At 34.8% G+C, this 26019-nt stretch carries 29 protein-coding genes and 1 tRNA gene; 9 read left to right on the top strand and 21 right to left on the bottom strand.

The window, feature by feature from the left end; translation table 11 throughout:
- The first annotated feature begins 313 nt into the window (after nucleotides 1-313).
- Nucleotides 314-820 (top strand): pyridoxamine 5'-phosphate oxidase family protein, encoded by a 507-nt coding sequence (locus CW752_RS01045; protein WP_101237943.1) that lies wholly within the window; start codon nucleotides 314-316, stop codon nucleotides 818-820.
- Nucleotides 821-1033: 213 nt separating this feature from the next.
- On the opposite strand, the gene CW752_RS01040 is transcribed toward CW752_RS01045, so the two are convergent.
- Entirely contained in the window at nucleotides 1034-2170 is a 1137-nt protein-coding gene (locus CW752_RS01040) for an Atu1372/SO_1960 family protein (RefSeq protein WP_101237942.1), read from the bottom strand.
- 158 nt (nucleotides 2171-2328) lie between these two features.
- On the opposite strand from CW752_RS01040, the gene CW752_RS01035 reads away from it, so the two are divergent.
- Complete coding sequence (locus CW752_RS01035; RefSeq protein ID WP_228401557.1) at nucleotides 2329-3117, top strand: AraC family transcriptional regulator; 789 nt, start codon at nucleotides 2329-2331, stop codon at nucleotides 3115-3117.
- Between the two features lie 16 nt (nucleotides 3118-3133).
- On the opposite strand, the gene CW752_RS01030 is transcribed toward CW752_RS01035, so the two are convergent.
- The 13 genes from CW752_RS01030 to CW752_RS00970 all read right to left on the bottom strand — a co-directional run bounded on the left by CW752_RS01030 (nucleotide 3134) and on the right by CW752_RS00970 (nucleotide 14343).
- Nucleotides 3134-4489 (bottom strand): FAD-dependent oxidoreductase, encoded by a 1356-nt coding sequence (locus tag CW752_RS01030; RefSeq protein ID WP_101237940.1) that lies wholly within the window; start codon nucleotides 4487-4489, stop codon nucleotides 3134-3136.
- Nucleotides 4490-4519: 30 nt separating this feature from the next.
- Nucleotides 4520-5266, bottom strand: a complete 747-nt coding sequence (locus CW752_RS01025) for an SDR family oxidoreductase (RefSeq protein ID WP_101237939.1) — start codon at nucleotides 5264-5266, stop codon at nucleotides 4520-4522.
- 11 nt (nucleotides 5267-5277) lie between these two features.
- Nucleotides 5278-6072, bottom strand: coding sequence for an SDR family NAD(P)-dependent oxidoreductase (locus tag CW752_RS01020; RefSeq protein WP_101237938.1), 795 nt, complete (start codon nucleotides 6070-6072; stop codon nucleotides 5278-5280).
- A gap of 6 nt (nucleotides 6073-6078) precedes the next feature.
- Complete coding sequence (locus tag CW752_RS01015) at nucleotides 6079-6579, bottom strand: CinA family protein (RefSeq protein ID WP_101237952.1); 501 nt, start codon at nucleotides 6577-6579, stop codon at nucleotides 6079-6081.
- A gap of 119 nt (nucleotides 6580-6698) precedes the next feature.
- Nucleotides 6699-8846, bottom strand: a complete 2148-nt coding sequence (locus CW752_RS01010) for a catalase (RefSeq protein ID WP_101237937.1) — start codon at nucleotides 8844-8846, stop codon at nucleotides 6699-6701.
- A gap of 55 nt (nucleotides 8847-8901) precedes the next feature.
- Complete coding sequence (locus tag CW752_RS01005) at nucleotides 8902-9282, bottom strand: hypothetical protein (RefSeq protein ID WP_101237936.1); 381 nt, start codon at nucleotides 9280-9282, stop codon at nucleotides 8902-8904.
- Nucleotides 9283-9296: 14 nt separating this feature from the next.
- Nucleotides 9297-9599, bottom strand: coding sequence for a hypothetical protein (locus tag CW752_RS01000; RefSeq protein ID WP_101237935.1), 303 nt, complete (start codon nucleotides 9597-9599; stop codon nucleotides 9297-9299).
- A gap of 71 nt (nucleotides 9600-9670) precedes the next feature.
- Nucleotides 9671-10261, bottom strand: coding sequence for a ferritin-like domain-containing protein (locus CW752_RS00995; RefSeq protein WP_101237934.1), 591 nt, complete (start codon nucleotides 10259-10261; stop codon nucleotides 9671-9673).
- A gap of 77 nt (nucleotides 10262-10338) precedes the next feature.
- The gene (locus CW752_RS00990; protein WP_101237933.1) at nucleotides 10339-11082 is read right to left on the bottom strand and encodes a KGG domain-containing protein; all 744 of its coding nucleotides are present in this window, start codon (nucleotides 11080-11082) and stop codon (nucleotides 10339-10341) included.
- Between the two features lie 222 nt (nucleotides 11083-11304).
- On the bottom strand, nucleotides 11305-11919 hold the full coding sequence (locus tag CW752_RS00985; RefSeq protein ID WP_228401555.1) for a Crp/Fnr family transcriptional regulator: 615 nt from the start codon (nucleotides 11917-11919) through the stop codon (nucleotides 11305-11307).
- 305 nt (nucleotides 11920-12224) lie between these two features.
- Entirely contained in the window at nucleotides 12225-12953 is a 729-nt protein-coding gene (locus CW752_RS00980; RefSeq protein WP_228401553.1) for a Crp/Fnr family transcriptional regulator, read from the bottom strand.
- 170 nt (nucleotides 12954-13123) lie between these two features.
- Nucleotides 13124-13372: a hypothetical protein gene (locus tag CW752_RS00975; RefSeq protein WP_101237931.1), complete on the bottom strand. Its 249-nt coding sequence runs from the start codon at nucleotides 13370-13372 to the stop codon at nucleotides 13124-13126.
- Nucleotides 13373-13458: 86 nt separating this feature from the next.
- Nucleotides 13459-14343 carry a DMT family transporter gene (locus tag CW752_RS00970; protein ID WP_101237930.1) on the bottom strand — a complete coding sequence of 295 codons (885 nt, stop codon included), beginning with the start codon at nucleotides 14341-14343 and terminating at the stop codon, nucleotides 13459-13461.
- Between the two features lie 97 nt (nucleotides 14344-14440).
- On the opposite strand from CW752_RS00970, the gene CW752_RS00965 reads away from it, so the two are divergent.
- A complete protein-coding gene (locus CW752_RS00965) occupies nucleotides 14441-15862 on the top strand; it encodes a PLP-dependent aminotransferase family protein (RefSeq protein WP_101237929.1) in 1422 nt (473 codons plus the stop codon).
- Between the two features lie 123 nt (nucleotides 15863-15985).
- Here CW752_RS00965 and CW752_RS00960 read toward each other — a convergent pair whose 3' ends face one another.
- From CW752_RS00960 to CW752_RS00945, 4 genes are read right to left on the bottom strand one after another with little or no spacing between them, the layout of a single operon-like run.
- Entirely contained in the window at nucleotides 15986-16582 is a 597-nt protein-coding gene (locus CW752_RS00960) for a Crp/Fnr family transcriptional regulator (RefSeq protein ID WP_027372258.1), read from the bottom strand.
- Nucleotides 16582-16959, bottom strand: a complete 378-nt coding sequence (gene ytxJ / locus CW752_RS00955) for a bacillithiol system redox-active protein YtxJ (protein WP_101237928.1) — start codon at nucleotides 16957-16959, stop codon at nucleotides 16582-16584. The genes CW752_RS00960 and ytxJ overlap by 1 nt, the downstream gene beginning before the upstream one ends.
- Nucleotides 16956-17417, bottom strand: a complete 462-nt coding sequence (locus tag CW752_RS00950) for a DUF1569 domain-containing protein (protein ID WP_228401552.1) — start codon at nucleotides 17415-17417, stop codon at nucleotides 16956-16958. Before CW752_RS00950 ends, ytxJ begins: the two co-directional genes overlap by 4 nt.
- Nucleotides 17411-17947 (bottom strand): YfiT family bacillithiol transferase, encoded by a 537-nt coding sequence (locus CW752_RS00945; RefSeq protein WP_101237927.1) that lies wholly within the window; start codon nucleotides 17945-17947, stop codon nucleotides 17411-17413. The genes CW752_RS00950 and CW752_RS00945 overlap by 7 nt, the downstream gene beginning before the upstream one ends.
- A gap of 110 nt (nucleotides 17948-18057) precedes the next feature.
- Between CW752_RS00945 and pncA the strand changes: the two genes are divergently transcribed.
- Together pncA and CW752_RS00935 are read left to right on the top strand one after the other, a co-directional pair.
- A complete protein-coding gene (pncA, locus tag CW752_RS00940; protein WP_101237926.1) occupies nucleotides 18058-18663 on the top strand; it encodes a bifunctional nicotinamidase/pyrazinamidase in 606 nt (201 codons plus the stop codon).
- Between the two features lie 138 nt (nucleotides 18664-18801).
- Nucleotides 18802-19569, top strand: a complete 768-nt coding sequence (locus tag CW752_RS00935) for an alpha/beta hydrolase (RefSeq protein ID WP_101237925.1) — start codon at nucleotides 18802-18804, stop codon at nucleotides 19567-19569.
- Between the two features lie 509 nt (nucleotides 19570-20078).
- On the opposite strand, the gene CW752_RS00930 is transcribed toward CW752_RS00935, so the two are convergent.
- Nucleotides 20079-20150: transfer RNA gene (locus CW752_RS00930), tRNA-Arg, on the bottom strand.
- A gap of 197 nt (nucleotides 20151-20347) precedes the next feature.
- On the opposite strand from CW752_RS00930, the gene CW752_RS00925 reads away from it, so the two are divergent.
- The gene (locus CW752_RS00925; RefSeq protein WP_101237924.1) at nucleotides 20348-20662 is read left to right on the top strand and encodes a hypothetical protein; all 315 of its coding nucleotides are present in this window, start codon (nucleotides 20348-20350) and stop codon (nucleotides 20660-20662) included.
- A gap of 135 nt (nucleotides 20663-20797) precedes the next feature.
- On the top strand, nucleotides 20798-21043 hold the full coding sequence (locus tag CW752_RS00920; protein ID WP_101237923.1) for a hypothetical protein: 246 nt from the start codon (nucleotides 20798-20800) through the stop codon (nucleotides 21041-21043).
- A gap of 198 nt (nucleotides 21044-21241) precedes the next feature.
- On the opposite strand, the gene CW752_RS00915 is transcribed toward CW752_RS00920, so the two are convergent.
- Nucleotides 21242-22090, bottom strand: coding sequence for an AraC family transcriptional regulator (locus CW752_RS00915; RefSeq protein ID WP_101237922.1), 849 nt, complete (start codon nucleotides 22088-22090; stop codon nucleotides 21242-21244).
- A gap of 75 nt (nucleotides 22091-22165) precedes the next feature.
- Here CW752_RS00915 and CW752_RS00910 point away from each other — a divergent pair, with 75 nt between their 5' ends.
- Nucleotides 22166-23557, top strand: a complete 1392-nt coding sequence (locus CW752_RS00910; protein ID WP_101237921.1) for an MFS transporter — start codon at nucleotides 22166-22168, stop codon at nucleotides 23555-23557.
- A 286-nt stretch (nucleotides 23558-23843) separates the two neighbouring features.
- Nucleotides 23844-24125, top strand: a complete 282-nt coding sequence (locus tag CW752_RS00905; RefSeq protein WP_228401551.1) for a hypothetical protein — start codon at nucleotides 23844-23846, stop codon at nucleotides 24123-24125.
- 27 nt (nucleotides 24126-24152) lie between these two features.
- Here CW752_RS00905 and CW752_RS00900 read toward each other — a convergent pair whose 3' ends face one another.
- Nucleotides 24153-25892, bottom strand: coding sequence for a helix-turn-helix domain-containing protein (locus CW752_RS00900; RefSeq protein WP_101237919.1), 1740 nt, complete (start codon nucleotides 25890-25892; stop codon nucleotides 24153-24155).
- Between the last annotated feature and the right edge of the window lie 127 nt (nucleotides 25893-26019).

The raw sequence follows: 26019 nt of genomic DNA, 5'->3' as shown, positions 1-26019 counted from the left end.
AATCTTCGCAGTGGTAAAAAGAGAGGAACCTTTTGTAAATTTAACAAGATATAATTTGCACATGTCTTAGAATACACTAATGGTTTTATTCGTGTATTCGTGGCAAATTTCTTCGGAGACAAAATCTTTACGTTTATAAACAGTATATCATAAAAACACTTCTATCTTGCGTTTTCCAGCAATCTCATCAAAACTTAAGCGGAGCTACCACATTTTTTTCCTGATTGGTCAGGTATTTGAATATTTTATTACAATTCATTCTATTTTCTGTAGAATTTTTTACTATTCAATCAACCACTTAAAATATAATAGTATGTCAACACAGAATCTCAGTCATCTGGAAGCGATCAAAAAGATCAAAGAACTGTCGGAAAATGCAAAAATATGTATGTTCTGTACAGAATTGGAAACAGTACCTGTCAATTCCCGCCCTATGACATTACAGGAAACGGACGACAGCGGTAATCTCTGGTTTATCAGCAGTGGAACCAGTAACAAGAATTTTGAAATTAAAGAAAACCGGAGGGTACAGTTGTTCTTCATGAATAACAAAGACTCTCAATATCTTTCCGTATATGGTAAGGCATCCGTTTATAAGGACAAAGAAACGATAGAAGAGAAATGGTCTCCTTTAGCCAAAGCATGGTTTGATGGTAAAGATGATCCCAATGTAACCATTATTCGTGTAGAGCCTCAGGAAACTTATTATTGGGATACCAAAGCAGGAAAACTGGTAAGTTTATTCAACTTTGTAGCTTCTGCCGTTACCGGACATAAAACGAATAATTCGGATGGTATTGAAGGAAATGCAACCATTTAATCAGTATTGCGTTGCTATCAATACATCAATAAAATAATTCGTGCATTCGTGGCAACAAAAATAGTTGACATCACAGATCATAGAATACACAGATTACGCAGATTTTACAAGTATCTGCGTAATCCGCTAAATCAGCGTGAGAAAATCAAAAATTCTCAATAAACCAACCCATCAAATATGCAATTTCATTTACCCAATTTATAGTTTAAATAATTATTCCACCTCAAAAACAGCCTGAATCTCCACAGAAGAATTAACGGGAATAGATGAAGCTCCCAGCGTAGCTCTTGCATGTTTCCCTTTATCTCCAAAAACCTCAACCGTTAGATCTGAAGCAGCATTCATCAAATCAGCATGTTTCGTATAATCATCTTTAGTATTAAAAATCCCTGTAAGTTGTACACATTGTTTCACTCGGCTTAGATCACCTCCTACGGCTTCATTCAATACGGAAATAACGTTCAACATGGTTAGCCTTGTAGCGTCTTTTACCTGCTGTTCATTTACATCCACACCCAATTTTCCCGGGTTTACTATTTTCCCGTCTCTTAGCGCTACCTGATTGATGAATACCAGATTACCGGAGCGAACAAAAGGTTGATAATTTCCTGCCGGTTTAGGCACTTGAGGAAGAACAATATTCTTTTCCTTCAAAATTTCATTAAAATTTCGGTGATTTTGAACAATTGCAGTTGTTTTTTTAGAATGGGTATCCTTTAAAGCGAGCGTTACTTTTGCAAAGTTTTTTCCCTGAAGTTCAGCTAAGTACCGTTCTCCTTTTGTAGGACGTTCTACATCCTTTAACGATGCCATACTGGTAATTCCCAGCACAGAATTCCCCTGAGGAATTGCTTTATTAAGATCCTCAGTACCTCTGATTCCGTTAGAAACCAATATCATTCCATGGACTGCCAGACTATTCCAGAATGCCTGAAGAGCCAATTCTTTTCCTGCTCCACTACCCGCCGACATGAAAACAGTAGCCGGAATACCTTCCAATGCATGATTGGTCCACAATTGAACAGTTTTGGATAAAAACTCACTCATTCCTGTACTTATATTGCCAAAATAAACAGGAGAACCAAAGGCTATACCGTTATATTCCGTCAATTCCTCCACTGTTGCTATAGGAAGATCCTTTATTTTAGGGTTTTGAGAGGCTTTTACCAATTTAATGTAGGATACTCCATTGCCTTCGCTTTCAATTCCTTTTGCTATTTCTTTAGCCAGTTCGTAAGTTCCTCCATTATCTGAATGGATAAGTACCAATATTTTAGCTTTATTTTGTGCCATGATGTTGATGTTATTGAATAGTAAAATTAAAATAAAAAAAGAGCATAGTTTTTTCATTATGAATGAGATATAATTTTATTTTGTTCGGATTATTTTTTTACACAGAGTTTTTAGATTAAAAAAATAAAATCAATGAAATGATCTTCTAATCATGTTACAAAATTAGTATTGGCGTTTTTATTAAATTTGCCAAAAAATACATCCAAAACGACAACATGAAATGTGGATTAACAGAAAAAGCCGAAAGTCAGTTTGTAGACACCATAGAAAAGGAAGCTTATGTATGGCGTGAAAAAAACTGGAAACATGATGATTATGAACATATACACCATCGTGCCCAGCTTAGTTTCGTGGAAGATGGCTATCAGTATTTTCATATTGATCAAAAAATTTATCTGGTTCCACAATATCATGTAATTTGGGTCCCATCAGGAAAAGCGCACAAAATAACTTCGGAGGCTCAAACGGTAAATCTTACCGTATTCTTATTTAAATCTGTATTTGAAGATGAGTTTTATCAGAATGTTCAGGTATTTGCTGTTCCTGCCGTTCTTAAAGAAATGTTATTATATGCTTCAAAATGGAATAAATCCCTGATTGAAAATGAAGAACAGGATATTTTTTTTAAAGCTATATTAAAAAGTCTTCCTAATTTCTGCAAAGAAAGTCATAGCTTGGAAATTCCCGTTCCGACCGATAACAGACTCATTCCCGTATGTCAGGATATCAATTCCAATTTTAAGTATAATATGGATATTGATTCTTTGGCAGAAAAAGCACAAATGTCTGTCAGAAGTCTTCAAAGAATCTTTAAAAATGAAACAGGAATTACCTTACAAAAATACCATCAGTTAACGAGAATTTTAAAAAGTATTGAACTCATAGACACCCAACAATACACTTTAAGTGAAGTAGCCTATAAAGTGGGATATCAAAGTCTTTCAGCGTTTACCTCATCTTATTTTACGGTGATGAAAACGAAGCCTAAATTAATTAAAAATTAAACATAGAATTTCAAGATCAACCCTTTTTTTGATAAGGAAATACTTTCTGTAAATCCTTTGTAGCCGGTCCGCCCAGTATTTTTCCGTTAACATTAAATCTCGAACCATGACAAGGGCAATCCCAGCTCAACTCAGCGCTGTTCCAACGAACTTCAACACCGGAAGCTTCTTTTACAAAATCGGAAAATCCAGCAATTGGCTTTATCCTTGAGGGATTGAATAAATCTTTATATTTACTTTTCCCCGTAAGAATCAAATCATGAAGAATCTGTGAAGAAAGGGTTCCGAATATCATTCCGTTTCCCCTGAAACCTGTTGCTACGAAAGTTTTTCCCTTACTTCCCGGAAGTTTTCCGATATACGGTAGTCCGTCAACAGGTTCGTAATACTGGCTTGACCAGCTGTAATACACCGTTTCAACTTTAAAGTGTTTTCGGACATAATTTTCAAGTTTTGAAAAATGCTCTCCTGTATCGTCACTATGTCCTGTTTTATGGTCTTCCCCACCCGCAATGAGAAGGTTTTCACCATCATATTCCTGAATCCGGAAATAATGATAAGGATCACAAAGGTCATATCCCAATTCCCAAGGGTATTGATCATCTTTCAGAGTAAAAGCCATAGCATAACTCCGATATGGAGCATTGGTAAAGTGGAGAAGGTTTATTCCCGGAGGTATATGTGTAGCATACACAACGTTTTTAGCTTTTATTTCTCCTTTTGATGTTTTTAAAATCACATAACCTTCCTGTTCATCATAATCTTCACAACGACAATTCTCCTGAATTTCCCCTCCCAGATTTATAAAAATTTTGCAAAGTCCTTTAATGTATTTTATCGGATGGAAATGCCCCTGGCCAGGAATACGAACAGCTTCTTTAAAAGGAATTGGAAACGGAATATCGTTTACATAGATCATTTCATGTCCTACTTTAGCAGCTCCCTCAGCAATGCTTTTCAATTGTTCTTCCTGTTGATCATCCAAAGCAAAAAGATATGCTGCCTTTCTCGTGAAATCACAAATTATTTTATAAGTATCAATATTATTCTCAATAATATCAATGGCATCTTTTCCCGATTCTGCATATAATTTGGCATTTTCCAATCCAAAATCCCGAATGACCTGAGTAAAGGTTGTATCAAAAAAATCATTCAAGTGAGCTGTTGTCCCCCCTGTTGTTCCATAGCCGATATTGGCAGCCTCTAAAATAATACACTGTTTGCCGGATTCTTGTAACTTCAAAGCCGTAGAAACACCTGTAATTCCACCTCCTACTATAACAACATCAAATAACCGGGAAAGGTCTGGCTCCGTTGAAAATTTCTTGATCTCATCCTGCCATATACTTTTTCTTGCGCCGTCTCTATACATAATGAAAAATATTAAAGTTTAACAATCCAATCATCCATTTACAATCATTCCTCCATTAGGATGAAGTACTTGCCCTGTAATCTGAGCCGCGTCTGCGCTTGCCAAAAACAGAAAACTAAAAGCAACCTCTTCAGGAGTAGCATTCCTTTCTAAAGGAGATTTATTAAGGTTCTCTTTCTTTTCATCAAAGGTTTTTTCCGTAAGTGGTGTCGCTACCGGCCCTGGAGCTACAGCATTAATACGGATTCCTTTCGGTTTTGCTTGTAAAGCCAAAGAGCGTGTAAAAGAAACAATGGCACCCTTGGTTGCTGAATAATCCAGCAACTCGGGATGCCCCTGATAAGCAGAAACGGATGTTGTATTAATCACACTGCTTCCTTCTTTCAGGTTTGAAAAAACAACTTTTGTCAATAAGATCATTCCAACAATATTGGAATCGAAGGTTTTCCTAATATTCTTTTCTTCAAGCTTTTCAATATGTTCGGCAGGAAACTGCACTCCGGCATTATTAATCAGAATATCAATTTTTCCAAATTGTGCAATAACTTTCTTTGTTGTTTCTTCACAAAATTCATAATCGTTGATATCACCTTTAAAAATGATACATGTTTTTCCCAGATGTTCAATTTCTTCCTTTGTCTTTTCAGCATCTTTTTCACTAGAATGATAAATAATGGCAATATCAGCTCCTTCTAATGCAAAAAGAAGCGCTACCGCCTTGCCAATTCCACTATCGGCACCGGTAATCAAGGCCGATTTACCATCTAATTTCCCCATGTTTTCAAATGTTATTTTTCCATAGGTTTTTGCATTTCAGACATTCTGTGAGCTACCATAGTATCGGTAGAAAGATTCGACATGACTACGGAAAATTTATTTTTTAATCCGGAAATCACTTTATCATTACCATTCATCAATGCATGATAACCATCAATAGCAACTTCTTCCGGTGAAGCCAGCGTATCTTTATCTTCCAACAGTTTACTTTTGTTCATATCTGCTTTATTAAAGAAATCCGTATTCGTTGGTCCGGGTAAAAGTGCCGTCACACTAATTCCGGAATCTTTTAATTCTTCACGGATTGCTTCCGACCATGATAACACAAATGCCTTGGTCGCGTGATATACCGAATGCCAAGGACCGGGAAATTTACTCGCTACAGAAGCAAGATTTAATATTTTTCCTGATCCTTTGGACAACCGGTCCTTAATAAACAGTTTGGTCAAAATAATAACCGAGATGATATTTAAATTGATGATATCTAATTCTCTATGAATATCTGTATCCTGAAATTTCCCATAAACTCCTTGTCCTGCATCATTTACCAGAATTTCAGGGCTTATCCCATTCATTTTCAATTCTGAATAAAGGGAATAGGCTTCTTCTTGCAGGAATAAATTTTTTGAAATGCTGACAACATTGATTCCATATTCCTTAAATTCATTTGCTTTTTTACTTAATTCTTCGTGATCTCTGGCCACAATAACAAGATCATAACCATTTCGGGCAAATTGTTTTGCCAATTCGTATCCTATACCACTGGTAGCACCGGTAATCAGGACATATTGATGTTTTCGTTCCATTAGTTTTTATTTTAAGATTAAAAGTCTGTTGAGCTCACTTTTAAAGCATCCTAAAATAAATTCCGTATAATAAAGCTGAGCATTCAGGGCTTGTGTTTTGGGATGCAATTCCAGTTTTTTGGTAAGGATGATTTCGCCTTTGTATGAAAATGAGAAATAGGCAAAAATTTTATAATCTGAATTTCGGATTGGAGTACAATAACCTGTAGTAGCAATAGACCAATCAGATTCATATAATCTGGCAATACTTAATGCCATTGTTTCAGCTATATTTTCAGAGACACAATCGCATTCTTCAGCTTCTTGTTTATTAACCTTCAATAATTTCACTTTTTCCGGTAATGTATAAGCTGTCATACCTCCTTTATAGAACATTGAAGCATTCTGCATTTGCGAAAATGCCAATTGTAAACATCCTGATGTGACACTTTCTGCTATTGAAATGGTTTCATCTGTCGTCATCAGGGATTGACTTATATAGTCGAGAAGATTCTTTTGAAATTCCATAATACTTTCTTTAAATTGTTTAACGGGTAACTCTTGAAATCCCAGACTGAAAAAAAAGCTGCCGAATGAAATACAAACAGCAGCTTTCATTGAATATAATGTGTGGTGTGAAGGCTACATTAATTTTGCATATTTCTTTCTGTTTCCAATTCCCAGACTCTATGCTTTTCAATCGCCTGAATGAATTTTTGCATTGGAGTTCTATCTTCCCATGTAATAATAGCCGGATCTTCATGCCTTTTAGAAGCAACATTGCTATTTTGATAAAGGACTTCGGTATCTGTCCCAAAGTAAATCGCTTTACAATGTTTGTAAGCCTCATTAATAAAATGCAATACAAGATGTTTGTTCTCCGGTATCATCAGCTCTTTTGCAGATTCTTCTCCGGAAGCAATAAAAAAGGCATCAAAACATACGCTGGCAGTGCTTGTCAGAGAATGTTTGGGAGTCAATTCTGAACCGTCATTAGTTTTTACCTTAGCCAGATTTGGTGCAATAAACTCTATTCTTGCTCCTTCCTTTTCAAGAGCTTCTTTCAGGTCATTTACAACACCTGCATCAACTCCATTGGCTACAATGAATCCTATTTTTCTGCTTTTAATAGTATTTTTAACAGTATTCCGCATACTTAATGCTTCGGAAATCTTTGTTTTCGGTTCTTTTTCTTCACTTTGCAGCTCTACAATATTACTGTCTGCAGGTAAGCTCTGGTTGGGCCATTCCAGTTTTTTCACTTCAACGCCTAATTTCTGTGCTACTTTCCATGCCAGAGACCTATCTATATATGCCAGTTGTCCTACCAATCTTTCCCTCACTTCAGGTAATGTCACTTTGGATAATTCAAAAATAAAGGCATTCTGAAGATGTTCTTTTTCCGGAAGTGACTGGCTATTGTAGAATAGTTTTGCCTGAGAATAATGATCGACAAAGCTGTTGCTTCTTTCTCTGATTTTAGCTCCTGAAACTCTTTCTTGCTGTGATGTAAAACCTCCTTCAGACATCATTGCCTGAAAAGGACATCCGCCACCCGTAGAATTAGGATCATAACTGCTTTTCCCTTTTACAATCTGCTGTCTCATATGCCCATCCCGCTGATTATTATGAACGGTATTAATCGATCTGTTAATTGGGATTTCGTGAAAATTTGGAGAACCTAACCTTGATAATTGAGTATCCGTATATGAAAATAATCGTCCTTGCAACAGCGGATCGTTGGTAAAATCTATTCCGGGGATAATATGTCCGGGATGGAAAGCAATCTGTTCCGTTTCAGCAAAGAAGTTATCCGGGTTTTTGTTCAGCGTTAGCGTTCCAACAATTTCTACAGGAACTTCTTCTTCGGGAACCAGCTTGGTAGGATCGAGAAGGTCAAAATCAAACTTATGCTCATCTTCTTCCGGAATTAACTGTACCCCGAAATCCCATTCCGGATAGTCGCCATTTTCAATAGCTTCCCAAAGATCTCTTTTATGAAAATCAGAATCTACTCCGGAAATAATCTGAGCCTCGTTCCAGGCAACAGAATGTACTCCTAGTCTCGGTTTAAAATGAAATTTCACAAAATGAACCTTTCCTTCTTCATTCACGAATTTAAAAGAGTGTACTCCAAATCCTTCCATCATTCTTAAACTTCTCGGAATTGCTCTGTCACTCATCAGCCACATGATAACGTGCATACTTTCAGGCATCAGAGAAATAAAATCCCAGAATGTATCGTGGGCAGAAGCAGCTTGTGGAATCTCATTATCAGGCTCCGGTTTTACAGCATGAATAAGATCCGGGAATTTAATAGCATCCTGAATAAAAAATACAGGTATATTGTTCGCTACCAGGTCATAATTCCCTTCTTCAGTATAAAACTTTACTGCAAACCCTCTTATATCTCTTGCCAGATCGGTACTGCCTTTACTTCCGGCAACTGTAGAGAATCTTACAAAAACAGGAGTTTCTTTTCCTAATTCTGTTAAAAATTTCGCTTTGGAGTATTCTGCAAGACTTTTGGTGAGTTTAAAAATACCGTGCGCTCCGGAACCTCGTGCGTGTACTACTCTTTCAGGAATTCTTTCATGATCAAAATGAGTAATTTTTTCTCTCAGAATAAAATCTTCCAACAATGAGAGGCCTCTTTCTCCCGCTTTTAAGGAATCCTGATTGTTATTAATTTTCAGTCCCTGATTGGTGGTTAGCTTTTCATCCTCGTTAGAAGTAGTATGAAATTTAAGTTGGTCTGCTTTTTTGTTGTTTTGTTCGTTGGTGTTCATATTCATAATCTTTTGGTGGTTGGTGTATGGAAAAGCAGTTTATAAAGGTTCGATACAGAAATTAATCTGTCTTGGCATTCTCAAGAACATCAAGGAGTTTCATGATATATTCCTCTTCTTTTAAAACTTTATAATAAGCAGTTTTGGCGTATAAAGTAAATGAAGGTGATTCATATCGTATTTCAGTATCCATGGTATTAATTTCTTTGGTGTGTTGAGTATGAAACTCACGGATATTGAGGAGGTATTCTTGCATATAAGTATCTACCACTCCTTTAAGAACCTCACATTTTGCATTGTTTTTAATCTTTTCTAATGACTTGATTAAAAAAGCCATAACTCCATATGAATTGATAATAACCGGAAATAAAGATTCATTTTCTATTGCATTATTTTTATCATTCAATCCGGAATGTTGTAAAGTTTCATTTTCAAAAATCATATTTTATAAGGTTATTAGTTATGAGGTACTTTTAAATATTGCTCAAAATAATGGAGGTCATTTTTGTCTTTGATGGATAGATAAAACATGATTTGTTCAGGCTCTTTCAATCCAATACTATTGAAACAATCAAAATGGGCAATGAGTGCCTGAATATTCTCAACATCTATATTTTTCAGGATGACAAATAATAAGAAGATATTATCTTTTATCTCTTTAGCATAGATCGCCGCTCCGTTTTCAAACCATTTCCCTTCATTGGTAACTTTTATAAAGTCTTTGTGTTTCAGGGTTTTTATTATTTTTTGACAATCCATATTATTGTTGAGTTCATGGTTAAAAAAATAAGCCATACAGAACAAGCTATACGGCTTATTGGATAGCTGGTTTAGTTTTCTTCCTGATCTGCATCAAAATTGATGGATGTTTCTGCAATTTCAGTAAGATGATAGTCTGTGTCTTCTTCTTCCACAAGAGTTCTTTCGAGAAGATCTGCTGCTTTATCATGTCCCATGGTAATAGCAAGCTGGGCAAGTCCTCCATAAGTAGCAATTTCGTAATGCTCTACTTTTTGGGCAGCAATAATTAATGCTGCATCTCTTGTTGAGGTTCCTTCTTCGGTAGATTTCATAATTTCTTCACCTTCTTCGATGATTCCTTTTATGGCTTTACATTCCTTTTTTTCAGGTTTTTCATCAATTAGTTGGAAAACTTTTTCAAGACGTTTTACATGTTTTTGAGTCTGAAGATGATGATCTTCAAAAGCATCTTTCAAGTCTTCTGATGTCGCTGCTTCCTGCATTTTTTCCAATGCATCAAGGATTGCATTTTCAGCATAGTAAATATCTTTAAGTGCACTTACAAAAAATTTGTGAAGTGGTGCATTTTTCATTTCTTCTTCTTTCACAGTAGCATTGTCTACCGTTGTTTTCTTTACTGCAGATGCAGTGCTGTTTGTTTCTGTTACTTTATTGGCCATGATGTGAAATGGTATTTTGTTTTTTGGAAAAGATTGCCCCTTTTATGTTGGCTAAAGGGGCGATCCTGGAAAAAGAATTATGAATTACGTCTGCCTCCGAATCCTGATCGTCCGGAAGATCGTCCGCCTCCATGGGAAGCTTGTCCACCCATTCTGGCTATTCTGGTACGATCAGCTTTGCTCATTGCAGCAAAACCTCTTCTTGAACTACCATTTCCTGATGATGACCCTCTGCTACCTGAAGTTCCACGAGAACCGTCTCTGTTTGAGTTCAATCCTGATGCTCTTCCGCCTCCATGAGATGCTTGTCCACCCATTCTGGCTATTCTGGTACGATCAGCTTTACTCATAGAAGCAAAGCCTCTTCTTGAAGTTCCGTTTCCTGATGATGACCCTCCTCTGTTTCCGGATCTGGAACCTGAGCTTCCACGGGATCCTCCCTGAGAACTTCCACGAGAAGAGCCACCTCTTCCGGAAGTGAATCTCCCCTGGCTATCTCTTTGCTGGTTCCTATTTCCACCGCCAAAGTTTCTGCCACTACGCCCCCTTTGATCATAATCGTCGTCATCGTCATAATCTTCATCATAGTCATCGTCGTCGTAGTCATCATCATAATTATCATAATTATCATCGCCATCATAGTCGTCATCGTCATCATGTTCAAAATAATTCTCATATTCTGAGAAGTCATCATCATAATCTTCATCTCTTGATGCATCATTAAAACCATGATCATATCCTAATTGATATATTTCTTCAAGGTTTTCTGGTGAATGTAAATATCCTCTTGAGCTACGATTTCTTGAATTTCTAGTGTTCATAACTGAATTTTTTATTATTAATATTTAGTGATGTATTGCAGCCCGAGACTAGTATTAGACGGCAATGGGTTGGAGTCGGTAATTTCAAATTGAGCTTAAAAGCTAAATGCTTTTTTTTCGTTCCTTTTTAATAAGGTTTAAAGAATTGTCTTGAAAATTGATATTTCAAATGTACGTTTTGAATAACTCACTTTTTTATGACCTGAGTCATGTTGATCAATATTAATATAAAATTTTTCTGTTTTTTAATTGAATACTGCCTTCTTTTTCCATTTTTTTTAAAGTACGAATAACAGTTTCAACACGTAATCCTGTCAGATTTGCAATTTGTTGCCTTGTCATTTCCAATTCGAAGCAGCTATTACAATCTCCACCATGAAAACTTTTAAGATAGTCAAGAAGTGCTTTCAAACGCAAAATCGGATTTTGTGAAGCCATACTTTGCATCATCATCAATTTATAATAGACTTGTTGCGAAAAACAGGCATTCATTTCCAAAGAAATATGAGGATGCTCTTCAAGCATTTTTATAAAATGGTCTTTTGGCAATCTTATAATTTCCGAAGCTTCAAGACATATAGCATTCATAGGATAAGGCTGATTCAGAAAAATAAGCGGATCGCCAAAACTTTGATTTTTTCCTAAAATATTGTGGATAAACTCTTTTCCGTCTTCATTATAATTATTAAGCTTAACTTTTCCTCTAACGATCTGAAAATAATAAAATGCATAATCTCCTTCTTTAAAAATCATTTCTTTCTTTTTATACATTTTATCTTCTGCACCCAATGAGTACAGAAGATTTACGTCGATATTCATGCAGCTTATCGTTTTCATAAACGTTGTTCTTTTTAATAGAAAAAACCGTAAAATTCAATATTTAAAACTGGCTTAATACCTGTTGTGCATTTTGATATTTTAACGCCAGCTTGAAGTAAAGTGGTTTTGAAGCCGGGAGCTGGAAGTGATGAAGGCCATAAAGAATAACTATTCATTTCTTTTATTAATTCTCAGGCAAAAAGTAATGATGTAATAGGCTGTCAGTCTTTACAACTGAAAGTAAATCCCAGCTTCCAACCTATTTACCATACTTCCTTACCCAGAGCTCAGGTGATTTTACCTCAACATGTACAACGGATGGATTAATATAAAATTTTACGATTCTCAATTCTGACAATTTTATCTCTTTCCATATGTTTAATGGTCCTTATAACCGTTTCCACACAAATACCTGTAAGACTAGCCATCTGTTGCCTCGTTAATGGAACCGTAAAAGAATATGGATCTACATCTTCCTGAAAACTTTTAAGATAATCCATAAGACCTTTTAGTCTTGTAAAAGGGTGCTGGGAAGAAATATTCAACATCATTACAAATTTATAATAAAGGCGTTCAGATAAAAAACTACTGACCTTCATGTATAATTCCGGCGATTCTTTCAATAATTTTAAAAAATTAGATTTATGAAGTCTTAAAACACTACATTCTGTAATTGCTTCAGCATTCATCGGATAAGGTTTGTCTATAAAAAGAACAGATTCGCCACAGCTTTGTCCTTCAAATAGCAAATTTTGAATAAACTCTTTTCCGTCTTCATTATAATTGTTTAGTTTTACTTCCCCTGTAATAATCTGGTAGTAATAATGGGGGGAATCTCCTTCGCAGAAAAGGTTTTCTGTAGGTTTATAATCTCTCGTTTCTGCTCCCGCTGAACGTAAAATATTTTCATTGATAACCATAATAATTGTTCTTGGTGTTGTTTTCTTCTTCTTAGTCTTAGTAAAAATATCATTGGGATGCTTTCTATAACATGCAAATACCGAGCCTTGATTATTATTTAAAAAGTTAAATATGGTTAATTTTTTTATCAATTTTAAATAGTTTTCATTTTATAAGTATTATTTTTTTATCAAAATTATTTTATTTTTAATAATTTTTAATAATAAATTACATTATCATCAACAGAATACCTTAAAAGATAAAAAAACCTGTTTTCCATAAAGCGAAAACAGGTTTTTTTTGCAGATATGATGGATAAACTTTATTTTTTATTTTTTTTATTTTTGGATATTTTAATAGTATCTTTCTGTTTTTTAGAAGAAATACTATCTTTTCTATGCATTGTATCTGATCGGGCCGGAGAAGGCATAGGAGCAGCATGGGTTGTGGTATCCGTCCTTACAGTATCCATAATGATACTATCTGTAGTGACCGATCGCTCAGTACGTACTTCTTTTTTACAGCTAAGGACAAAAACTCCTATAAACATTAATGACATGGTAAGTTTCATAATAATCTATTTTGCAGTGATAATTCAAAAGTAGACTATTATGAAACCAAATGTTTATGATTTAAGTCATAATGCTTTATTTTTAATTATTTCGCAAATTTTTTCGTTCCTACAACACACAAAATCACACCTACGGTAATACCGAGCATTCCAATGCTTACCGGCTCATGAAGGAGATAAGCAGCCAATGCTAATCCAAAAAATGGCTGTAATAACTGAAGTTGTCCTACAGAAGTGATTCCGCCCTGAGCTAATCCTTTATACCAAAATATAAATCCTATAAACATACTGAATAAGGAAATATATCCTAATCCAAACCATCCCTTAAAGCTTACAGTTTCCAGATTCGTTGGAAAATAAATAAAAAACAGCGGTAGCATAATAGGTAAAGATAAAACTAATGCCCAGGAAATTACCTGCCATCCCCCTAATGTTTTAGAAAGCTTAGCACCTTCTGCATACCCAAGTCCACAAAGGATTACGGCTAAAAGCATTAGAATATCTCCTATCGGAGACGCAGAGATTCCTTGTGAAACTGCATATCCGATTACCAAAAGACTTCCGATAATTGAAAAGAACCAAAATACAGGATGTGGTCTTTCTCCTCCACGGAATACACCAAAAACAGCAGTTGCCAGAGGAAGCATTCCCAAAAATACAATGGAATGTGCTGAAGTAAGGTACTGCAATGCTAAAGAAGAAAGCAATGGAAATCCAATAACACATCCGATAGCCACCAAAGCCAATGAAAATATTTGATTTTTAGCAGGACGTTTTTCTTTATATATCAATAAGACCGAAAGTGCTAATACTCCTGCAATCACAGCACGGGCAATGGTTACAAATATAGGATCCATTTCCATTACAGCCAGCTTTGTTGCAGGCATTGAACCACTAAAAAGCAATACTCCTATGAAACCATTGATCCATCCGCTTACTGCCTGATCTTTCGTAATTGTATTTGTCATCATTTTTTTAAGTTTTAATTCTATGGAGCAAAATTAGAAAGGAAAAATAAATAAACACAGTATCAGTTTTGTATATTTGCATGAGCACAGTTAAAAAAATATGAGTAAAGAATTTTTATACACAGAGATAGCCGAAGGCATTGCCGGTCAGATCAGGAATGGAATTTTAAAAGCTGGAGACAAGCTTCCTTCAGTAAGAATGTTGTGCCAGGAGCACCAGGTAAGCATGAATACAGCCAAACGTGTTTTCCTCGAACTCGAATCTCAATCTTTGGTGGAATCGAAACCACAATCCGGTTATTTTGTAAGTCAGTTATTATCTGTTAAACTTCCACTTCCAGAAGTAAGCAATCCTTCTTTAATCGCAAATAATGATGAACCCAATGAGTTGATCAGTAAAGTCTATGAGAATATGGGTCGAAAAGATCTTACTTTTTTCTCTATCGGAATTCCATCAGGAGATCTTTTACCACAAGCTAAACTAAAAAAAGAAATTGTACATGCCATTCGCGAATTAAAGGAAGGCGGAACAGAATATGAAGAACTTCAGGGAAATTTGAAATTAAGAAGAATGATTGCCATACGCTCATTACAATGGGGCGGAAATCTCAATGAAAATGACATCGTAACCACTAATGGTGGGATGAATGCTCTATCATTCTGCTTAATGGCTTTAGGAAAACCTGGTGATACCATTGCTATTGAAAGCCCATGTTATCCCGGAATTTTACAATTAGCCAACGGATTAGGTTTAAAAGTGCTGGAAATTCCGACACACCCCACTACCGGAATTGAAATTGAAGCTTTAAAAAAAGTAATTCCTCAAATAAACTTATGTCTGTTGATTCCTAACTTTAATTCACCCTTGGGAAGCTGTATGCCTGATGAAAACAAAAAAGAAATTGTGAAAATATTGTCGGAAAATAATATCCCATTGATTGAAGATGATGTTTATGGTGATCTTTATTTTGGGGCAACTCGCCCAAAATGTTGTAAGTCCTTTGATAAAGACGGCAACGTATTGTATTGCAATTCCATTTCTAAAACACTGGCTCCCGGATACCGTGTAGGCTGGATTGCTCCCGGAAAATATAAAGATAAAATTTTAAAGCTTAAACTTTTGCATTCCACTTCATCTATTTCGATTGTGAATGAAGCCGTTGCCAATTTTATGAAATCGGGTAAATATGAAAAACACCTTCAGCAACTTCGTAAAACATTGCAAAGTAATTTTCAAAACTATGTACAGACTATAGCTGAATCTTTTCCGGAAGGAACAAAAACCAGTCGACCACAAGGTGGTTTATCATTATGGGTAGAATTTGATAAAAACATTCGCACTACCGAGCTTTATGATTTAGCAATCAAGCAAAATATAAGTCTTGCTCCCGGAAGAATGTTTACTTTTCAGGACCAGTTTGAAAATTGTATGAGGCTATGCTTTGGACTCCCATGGTCGGAAGAAACACAGACCAGGCTTAAAGAAGTTGGCCAGCTTGCCAAAAGGATCGATTTGAAGTAAGGAAGATGGAAGTTATAGTAGTCTTAAGGATATCTTTAGTGAGTTCTTATTGAGATAATAAAGACATCAGTTGTTTTATGTGTAATAGAACTTTTAGCCTCCATCTCCCATCTTCCAACCTTTTTATTTTTTATCCGGAACGAAATTTTTCCTTGCCAATTCTTTTCTTACCCTACTCAAACTTTCAGGCGTAATACCCAGATAAGATGCAATCATCCACTGGGGAACTCGCAATAGTAAATCAGGATACATTTTAATGAATTTCATATACCTTTCTTCCGCCGTCTCACCCAATAAAGAATTTATTCTGTTCTGAAGGCTTCTGATATGCTTCTGTAAAAGAAAATCACTTCTTTCAATACTATTGGGGAATTGTTCTACCAGCTTATTAAAAAAGTCAGGGTGAAGAAATAATACTTCCGAATCCTCCACAGCTTCTATATAATAGTTTGATTTTTCGTTAAAATAAAGACTGCTACGGTCCGAAATCAACCAACTTTCAGGAGCAAATTGTATAATATGTTCTTTTCCGTTTTTATCTATAGAATACATCTTGAGAAGCCCTTTTTCAACAAAAAAGATATGCCTGCAGATCTCACCATATTGAAGAAGAAACTGGTTTTTAGGAATTTTCTTTACTTCATAATGCAGGCTACATGTGTTCACATTTTGAAGAGGAACATTCAATACTTTGGCTAAATAATTATTAATATTCTTCATTATACAATCTGGCTTAAAGAGATATCCTGGTGTGACGCGCTATTAACAGGTTTTCCGTTTTCAATGACAATCAGTTGTGGACTTTCATGTCTTATTCCAAGGTCTTCGGCAATTTTATTCGAAATTGGTCTATAGGCCAATAAATCCAGATAATATACCTCTACCGGCTGATCCGAATGTTCAACTTCTTTTTCAAAGTTCTTCAATACAGTTCTGCTGATAAAGCAGCTTGTTGAATGTTTGAACACTGCTATTTTATGTTCATAAGAATGCTCTATAGCTTTTGCCAGGTCTTCTTCAGATTCTATTTTTTTCCAAAAATGTTTTTGATCAGGGGCCTCATTTTTTCCGCCAAATATTTTATCAAAAAAACTCATACATTAAATTGTTTTAAATGATGATCAAGATGTTTATATTCTAAAAATGTCCAGTCTTTTTCAGTCATGTTTCCGAATAATCTGTGGTTCTCCGGCAATTTTTTGTTTTCACAAGTTATCCGAAATTCCTCCAGCGTTTTCAGCAGATTGGTTTTTGATTCATCAAAATCACACTCAAAATTAACAATTAGTTTTTGAAAAGTAGGCATGTTTCTTGGAATTCCGTTATTGAAAACATACATTTCTACTTTAGTAATGGCTCCTATCGTCCTAAAGAGGACATTAATGTGTGGAAGTTCTATTTTTTTCAAGGCTACCTGAAGTACAAGATCGCAGTGTTTTAGCATTTGACAGACATTCATACATCCCCATTTTCCTGAGGAGTTTTCAGAAAGTCCGGAAATTCTGTCTACAATTTCCTTATAATATATCGGATCATTAAGAATTTTTCTTACCAACCTTTCTCTTTCTTCAGATTTTCAATATGGGCAAAATGGTGGTTACAATGCCAGACATACAGGGCCAGACTGTCTCTTAAATTATAATTTTTATTATGCTCAGGATGATGGAAAGTTCTTTCAAATTGTTTATTCGTAAGACTTTTAAGAAGAGTCACCCATCTCTGGTGAGTCCCCTTCAGCATTCTCATAGCAGGTTTTACAGGCATATGAAAACTATCCTGAAGTTCTGCCCATTTGGCTTCGTCATAAGGCTTTATTGTTGGATTATCTTCTGTAAGCGCTAATTTAAATCGAATAAAACTATTCATATGGCTATCTGATAAGTGATTAACAAGCTGTCTTACTGTCCATCCACCTTCTCTGTAAGGAGTATCCAATTGTTCATCCGTAAAGTGTTCAATGAGATTCTTTAGTCTCCCGGGAAAATCTTTGATCACTTTAATATAAGCATCCAAGGTAGTGTCATTGATATGTTCCGGTGCTTCAAACTGTCCTATTGGAAATTTTTTGTTCTCTAAATCACTCATTCTTCAGGGTTTTAATTTTTAAATATTGCCGATTTGTCCGATAATTCAGTTTTGGACAAATTTTTGTGGATTAGTTTTGTAAATTTATCAAAAATTCGAGAAATCTAAATATGAAAAAAGCGTTAATAATAGTCGATGTCCAGAATGATTTTTGTGAAGGTGGAGCACTTGCAGTTCCCGGATCTAATGAGATTATTCCCTACATCAATCTCCTAATGGAAGAAAACGAATATGACCAGATCGTCTTAACACAAGACTGGCACCCTGCCGGGCATAAAAGTTTTGCAAGCAGCAATGGTAGAAATGTTGGAGAAAGTATTATTTTAAATGGTATTCCACAATTTATGTGGCCGGATCATTGTGTACAGGGAACTTTTGGAGCAGAATTCCATAAGGATCTCAATCAAAATAAAGTAACTCATATTATTCAAAAAGGGAAAAATATCGAAATCGACAGCTACAGTGGTTTTCAAGATAACAACCACTTTGTGAAAACCGGATTGGATGATTTCTTAAAATACCACGATATCCAACTTGTAGAGATCGTAGGTCTGGCAATGGATTATTGTGTAAAATTCACAGCATTGGATGCGGTAGCGAATGGATATATTACTTGCCTTCACTTCAACGGAACACGTGCTGTCAACGTAAAACCGGATAATGGAAGGGATGCAATTTACGAAATGATCGAAAAAGGAGTAACTGTCTTAGGTTAACATTACAATTTTGTGACTCCTTACGAAATCGAATTCTTTTTATAATTTTCATAGGATTTTCAAGCTTTTATCAGTGTGAAGATCCTATGATTTTTTTTTCTGAAGTTTTTTGCATTTTTGTGGTTATAAATATCAACCATGAAATATAAGATCATTCCCTTTTCCACGCTTTTTTTATTTTTAATACAGTGTTCAGTAAAGCCTAATGTAGCGACTGACCATGCTGAAGTAAAATTAGACACTTTAACTTTATTTGATGCGAACAGACATCGCAAAATACCGGTGGCATTCTATAGTCCAAAAACCGAAAAACCTATTCCCAATCAACAACTTGTGATTTTCAACCATGGTTATGGTATGAATAAAGGCGGTGATTATTTTATTTACTCTTATTTAACTAAAAAACTGGCATCAAAAGGATATTTTACAGTAAGCATTCAACATGAACTTCCTACAGATGCTTTAATACCTGTGGAAGGAAAGCCTCAGATTGTCAGAAGACCTTTTTGGCAGAACGGCTCTGAAAATATTTTGTTTGTTTTGAATGAATTAAAAAAGACCCATCCTAATCTTGATTATAAACATCTTACTTTAATCGGACACTCTAACGGTGGCGATATGGTCGCTCTATTTGGTAATCAACATCCTAATTTGGTCTATAAAATCATTACAATGGATAACAGAAGAATGTTTCTCCCGAGAACTTCCATTCCTAAAATCTATTCACTACGTTCTAATGATTACCCCGCCGACGAAGGTGTTTTGCCTACTGAAGAAGAACAGAAAAAATACCATATAATTATACAATCTACTTCAATTAACCATGGTCATATGGATGATAAAGGCAATGATGATGAGAAAAAAGCTTTGAATGACTTTATTTTAACATACCTTAATGAAAAGTAATCTCAGCTTCCTCACAATAAAATGTGGATAACTTGTGAATTTTAACATTAAATTCATATTTCGTATTAAAAATATTAGTACATTTACTATGTAATACAAATCGAAGTGGAAACTTTTTTTGCTTTTCTTATCCTTGAAATTGCAATTAAATTTGAAATAAAAATTTAAGCACAGCATTGTCGGCTGTGCTTTTTATTGTTGTCTAATTAAAAAAATGAGATGTTTTATCTACTGAACTCGCTCCTAAAGAGCGGGTTCTTTTAGTTAAATAATTTTAAATACTCCGGAACTTCCTTCTATTTAGCAATGTGGATATACGTTCGCTTGGAAAGAAACAATACAATTGATTCAGCGTTTGCTTCCTAAAATACAACACCAGATAATAGAAATTCTTGGTGTGAAATTTAAAGATTAATATTCTAATGCATAAGCAAAGCCTCTTTTTGTAACAATATTCGATTTTTTTTAAATGTGATCTTTGTAATACCTATTGTTTAAATGGAAATTTGTAGCCCCACCAGGGATCGAACCTGGATCTAAAGTTTAGGAAACTTTTATTCTATCCATTGAACTATGAGGCCTTTGAGGTATTAAAATTACAAATTATTGATAATCTGATCTTTCAATTTTTTATTTTATTCCATCGTATTGATTCAATTTTATTGGTTTATAGGGATAAAGGATAAAATTTGTGGAGCCTAAAACTTAAAAGAAAAAATAATTAAAACAAAACACCAATTAGTGTCTATTTTTTTTATTTCTTTGCAAAAAAATAATCATGAAAAAAATAATAATTATCGTTTCCGGAATATTCTTAATTGGATGCAGTGGTAAAGATTGTGAATGTACACAACAAAAATGGGAAAGGAAAGCAACTTACACCATTGTTGATACCAGTGTTATTCCTCCTACACCTCCGAAGTTGATTTCTGCTACAGAATGGCAAAAAACCGGAAATGAAGAGAAATTTGATAATGATGATTGTGGTAGAAACGGCAGTGTAGGCAGAAAGGGTTCTACAGGTTTATCAACAAATATCAATGCCGGAACTTACACTAATCTAGAATTTGAATATAGAATTACGTGTCAATAAAGAAATCATATCTTCTTTAGCAAAAACTTGCAGTCAATGCAAATCTTGTTTTATTTCTACGATCGATATATGCATAAATTAGAATAAGATTTCCGAACTTTGCCTCATATTTTAAATGCATAGAAGCTAAAGCGAATGGAACATAATTTAGAATTACCTGTGACTTATAAAGGTAAAGAACTTATTCTCAACGGAAGACTTGCTACATTTACCTATGGATATAAGCTCTATGTTGATATTAATGGGCAGGAAGTTATTTTTGAACGGGATGATGAAGGTAATTTACGCGCTCTTGTTCCCGATGCTTCTTCGAATCCGGCTATTGAAAAGGGGCTTATTGCAGCAATTATTGAATTGTTTAATGACCTGCAGGTTTTGTAATTTGGATTAAATTAAGTTAAGTATAAAGGCTGGAAGAAGGAAGCTGGAAGTTACTTTCAGTTATAATGACTGAAAACCTTTTTGCCTTAAGATTAATAAAAAAGATGAATCGTTATCCTTTATAACCTTCACCACTTCCGGCTTCAAAACTGATTATTCCGAATTAATGTTAAAATATCAAAATGTACAACAAGTAGATCATTTTTGCTTTTTCCGATATTCCCCTGGCGTCATTCCCCTATACTTTTTAAAAAGTTTGGAAAGATGGCTTTCATCGCTAAACTGAAGTTCATAAGCAATCTCACTCAGTCGTACACTGCTGTACTTTAAATAGGTTTCTACCAGTTTAAGTCGATAATCTAATAAATAGTCTTGATATGAAGTCCCTGTTTGTTGCTTAAAATATTCACCAAAATAGTTGCCGGAAATACCAAAGTGATCAGCAATAACCTGAATTCCTGTTTTCTCTCTGTCCTTTATATTCTGCTGAATGTAAGTGATAATTTTCATGATTGAGAAAGCTTTCCGGTTTTCCTGTAGATCAGAAGTTTCACTGCTAATGATATTTCGCGCAATCAGATTGAGTAATATGGAAATACAATTTCTGATAATCAGATAATCTTCCGTTTTATTTTTAAATTCATTGGCAATCTGAAGGATAATGGTTTCTGCAAAATGTTCATCATTTTCATTTCTGAATATACATCCTGCCCTTGCATGATAATTGTTGCTGATATATTGCAACTTATATAGATTTTCACAACTTTCAATGCGATCTGCCTCCAAACGGATTTTATCAATAAATTCTATCGGACATTGTATTACAATAAGTTTCGCTTTTTTACTTTTAAAACGATAAACTTGCTGTTGAGGGATAATAAACAGTTTACCTCCTGTAAAATCTATATTGCGCTCATCATACATAAAATGTCCATCTCCATTTACGATATAAATAAATGAAAGAGAAACTTTGGTTGCTACAACAATCTCTTCATCTTTCAATTGGACTTCTTTAACGTTAATGCCTTCAAGAGGTAAGCCTTTCATTATTACACACTATTTTTTCCTTTAAAAGTACAATTTTCTTATAATATTAAGAGGGTATTTTTGCATAAAAAAAATATGAACATTCATCCAAAGCGATGGCAAGCCTTAAATTTTCTGATTGCCGGAGCTTTTCTTTCTCCTTTGGATTATTTTATTGTCAATATGGCACTCCCCTCTATAAAAAATGCTTTTAGGGCCAGCGATCATCAATTGCAGATGGTAGTAGCCATTTATGGACTTACTTATGCTGCTCTTGTTGTTTGCGGAGGTCGTTTGGGAGATATCTATGGTCGCAAAAAGATTTTCATACTGGGACTGTATACTTTTTTATTCTCATCTGTTGCTTGTGCCTTTTCATCAGACATTACATGGCTCATTATCTCAAGATTATTTCAGGGGATTGGTGCATCACTATTAGCCCCTCAAGTATTGGCTTCAGTAAAAGTTTTATTTGACAGTCATGAACAGCCTAAAGCGGTAAGTCTTTTCAGCTCGGTATTTGGATTAGCTTCTGTAATTGGGCAATTGCTTGGAGGAATATTACTAAGTATGCATTGGGGAAGTTTTTCCTGGGAACTTGTATTCCTTGTTAATGTCCCGGTGACCATCGTCTGTATCGTAGGAATACATTTCACGATGGACAGCAATCAACAAAATGAAAAATCAGGAATCGACTTTATAGGATCAGCACTATTGATTCTTGCTCTGCTACTGCTTATATGTCCTCTTATTTTTGGACAGAAATACCATTGGATATGGTGGATATTTGGGATTTTATTGGCAGGTATAGCTTTATTGATTGCTTTTTTTAAATACGAACTCTATCTTCAACAAAAACAGAAACCAATCCTGATTGATCCTACTCTATTACAAAATAAACCTTTTGCTTTATCTTTAGTCATTCTATTCTTTTATAACTTCACTTCGGGATTATTTATTTGCTATCCATATTATTTGCAGCAATTCCTCCATCAAAGTTCTATGCAGACAGGGCTGGCTATTGTTCCATACGGAATCGCTTTTTTCCTGGGACCATTTTTGATTCCTAAAACGAAACTGGTAACTTATAAAATGATTTACATAGGTTTAGCATTATTAATGACAGGTTTCATTTGTAGTGCACTCGTTTTTTATCTTCAGGAAAAACCTTCTTTTATAACGAATATTACATTGTTTTTAGCAGGATTGGGCCACGGGACCATTATGCCTGTCGTCATGAGAACCGCCATCACTTTTACAACGAAAGATAAAGCCGGACAAGCCTCAGGACTTGTAAGTATAGGAATGCAGGTAGGTGGCGTAGTTGGAGGAGCGGTTATTGGCACCTTATTTTTCAATGTAATCCCTAGTCTGGGGTTTACCAAGGCCTTTGCCCTATCCATTTTAATGATTGGAGTCTTTCAGATTATAGGAATATGGATGAACAGCAAACTAAAAAAATATATGACTTCATCTAAAATGACCTGAATTCGGAGTAAGGAATTTAGTATAAAAGGCTTGAAGTTGGAAGCTGGAGGTTACTTTCAGTTAAAATTACAGATAATCGTTATTCTTGATTTTTTATAACTCCCAACTTCAAACCTATTTAAATTTAAAATCCTATCTCAAATTAACATTAAAACATAAACCTTTACATATTAAAAAGATGAACAACAAAGAAAAAATCAGTAAAGAATTAGAAAATTTTTGCAGGAACATTGAAAAATGGTTCCGAGGTGAAACACAAGACCAGAAACTATTATATGAGACTATTATGTCTGGCTTTTCCTCTGACTTTAGTATGCTCAACGGAGATGGAGTCTCCATAACACTCGCCATGTTCTCGGATTGGCTTCCAACCGTATTTGGGCAATTTCCTGACCGCAGTGTTCAGATTGAAGATGTTGAAATCCATTATTCTAATGACCATGGTTTAGCTACATTCACAGAAATACAGATTACAGGAACAGTCTCCAACCAACGATCATCATCAGCTGTCTTTCTTCTTACTCAAGAAAAAGCACTATGGTTTCATCTCATAGAGAAATGGATATAGTTTTATTCCGGCTAATCGATGATTGGTCTACTCTAGTTTCAAGGTTTCGAAAAATGGCTGTTCATTCGGTTTTACCGGATCATTTTCTAACTGCTTAATATAGTCTGAAGGAGTCATTTTAAGTCTATCTTTAAATGCTTTAATGAAGGTTGTTGAGCTTTTATATCCCACTTCTTCAGCCATAGTCCTTATCGTATATCTTCTAAATTTCGGACTTTCTTTGAGTTGTGTAAGTACATAATGAATTCTCAGATTATTTACATATTCTGAAAATGACACACCTTTATATTGGTTGATAATCTGAGACAGATAGGCGGTATTTGTGTTAAGCTGCTTTGTTACGTTAGCTAATTTAAAGTTATTAGAGAGAAACTTTTCGGAGACTTCCATTCCTTCTAATTTTCTTAAAATACGGGCAACAAGTTCATTATCCAGAGCTGTTGTCCCGTTATTTTTTTCAGAAAGCAATTCTTCCTTAGTTTCAATTATCACTGCGTGCTGCTCAACACCTGTTTTTTTCTTTCTTTTGAAATATATAAAGAACGCCGCGGAACTCATCAGACCTATGATAAGAATGAGGCCTATCCATAAGAATATCTGACGGTGATCTTCCTGAATCATTTCTTTTGCTGACGACTTTATTTCCTGTTGTTCATATAGCCCTAGAACCTTTCTGCTAGAGATATTTTGCTGTTTCTTTTTCTCCATTTCAGATAAACTCAGCTTAGCAAATTTATAGGCATTTTTGCTATCATCCAGATTTTCATAGTTGATACTGAGCAAATAATATATTTTCAGCTTGTTTTCGGAAGTGTTTTTGGCAAAGGAATTTTCATCATATAATTTATTAATATAATGGAAAGCCGAATCTGTTTTTTTCGTAAAAGTATAAATCTCTGCTTTTCCCAACCAAACAGCCTCTCTGGAAAAATTCCTAGACATTAATACTGCATCTTTTTCACATCGATTAAATAATACTTGCGAATGATGATATTGTTTTCTTAATAAAACAATCTCTGCTTGCCAGCAAAGATTCAATGATTTGGAATAGGATGAATCTTTTACAATACCATATGCTTTATTAAAATTATTCTGGGCAGAATCTAAGAGCCCTTTATTCCCCGTATCCTTATACCATTTGATAAAAGCCTCTCCTTTGGTATTATAAGTAGCTGCTACTTCCTGCTTTTTGATAAAAGAATTGTATAGGTGATTGCCTTGATCTTCATGAAAATTTTTCAAGCGGGCATTTAACATCTCTATCCCTTTTTCGTAATTCCCCAATTCCATATAAGCTACGGCATAAAATATTGTTTGCTTTTTTCTGTAAATAGGGCTCATTCCTTGTGAGAAAGAATTGAGATATTTCACGGCTTGTACAATATTTCCCGATCTTTTTTCAATATAAAATAATCGGGCGATACCCATCTGTTTAAGCCCTTCATAATAAGTCAGACCCAACTTATTTTTATAATGCTGAATTTCATCCAGTGTAGTCAATACAGCTTGCTTTGACTCTTCATACTTCCCTTTTCTGTACAAAACGGATGCAGAGTCTAATTTGATTAATAAATGATATTTAAGATCGTACTTAGAAACCCGCTGAAAGTTTATATTCTCATTATTCAGCTTAAGATGTACAAGATCCCATTTGTCTTTTTTTATCAGGTTGTCGATTTCCAGAGATTCTTTCGAAAAAACTTTATCTTGAGCATAAAATTTTAAACAAAAGAAAAGAAGAATACAAAATGTTTTTTTAAGAATCATGGTTGTGTTTTTGTTTCCCCTAATTTACGAACTCAAACATTAACTCTGCACATCGTGAATAAAAAATAATATCATTTTAACAAAAAAATACATATTAATTAAAAAACAATCAATAAAACAAATTAAA

Source organism: Chryseobacterium sp. PMSZPI, from assembly GCF_002835665.1.
Taxonomy (GTDB): Bacteria; Bacteroidota; Bacteroidia; order Flavobacteriales; family Weeksellaceae; genus Chryseobacterium.
This window is presented reverse-complemented; position numbering and strand designations above follow the sequence as displayed.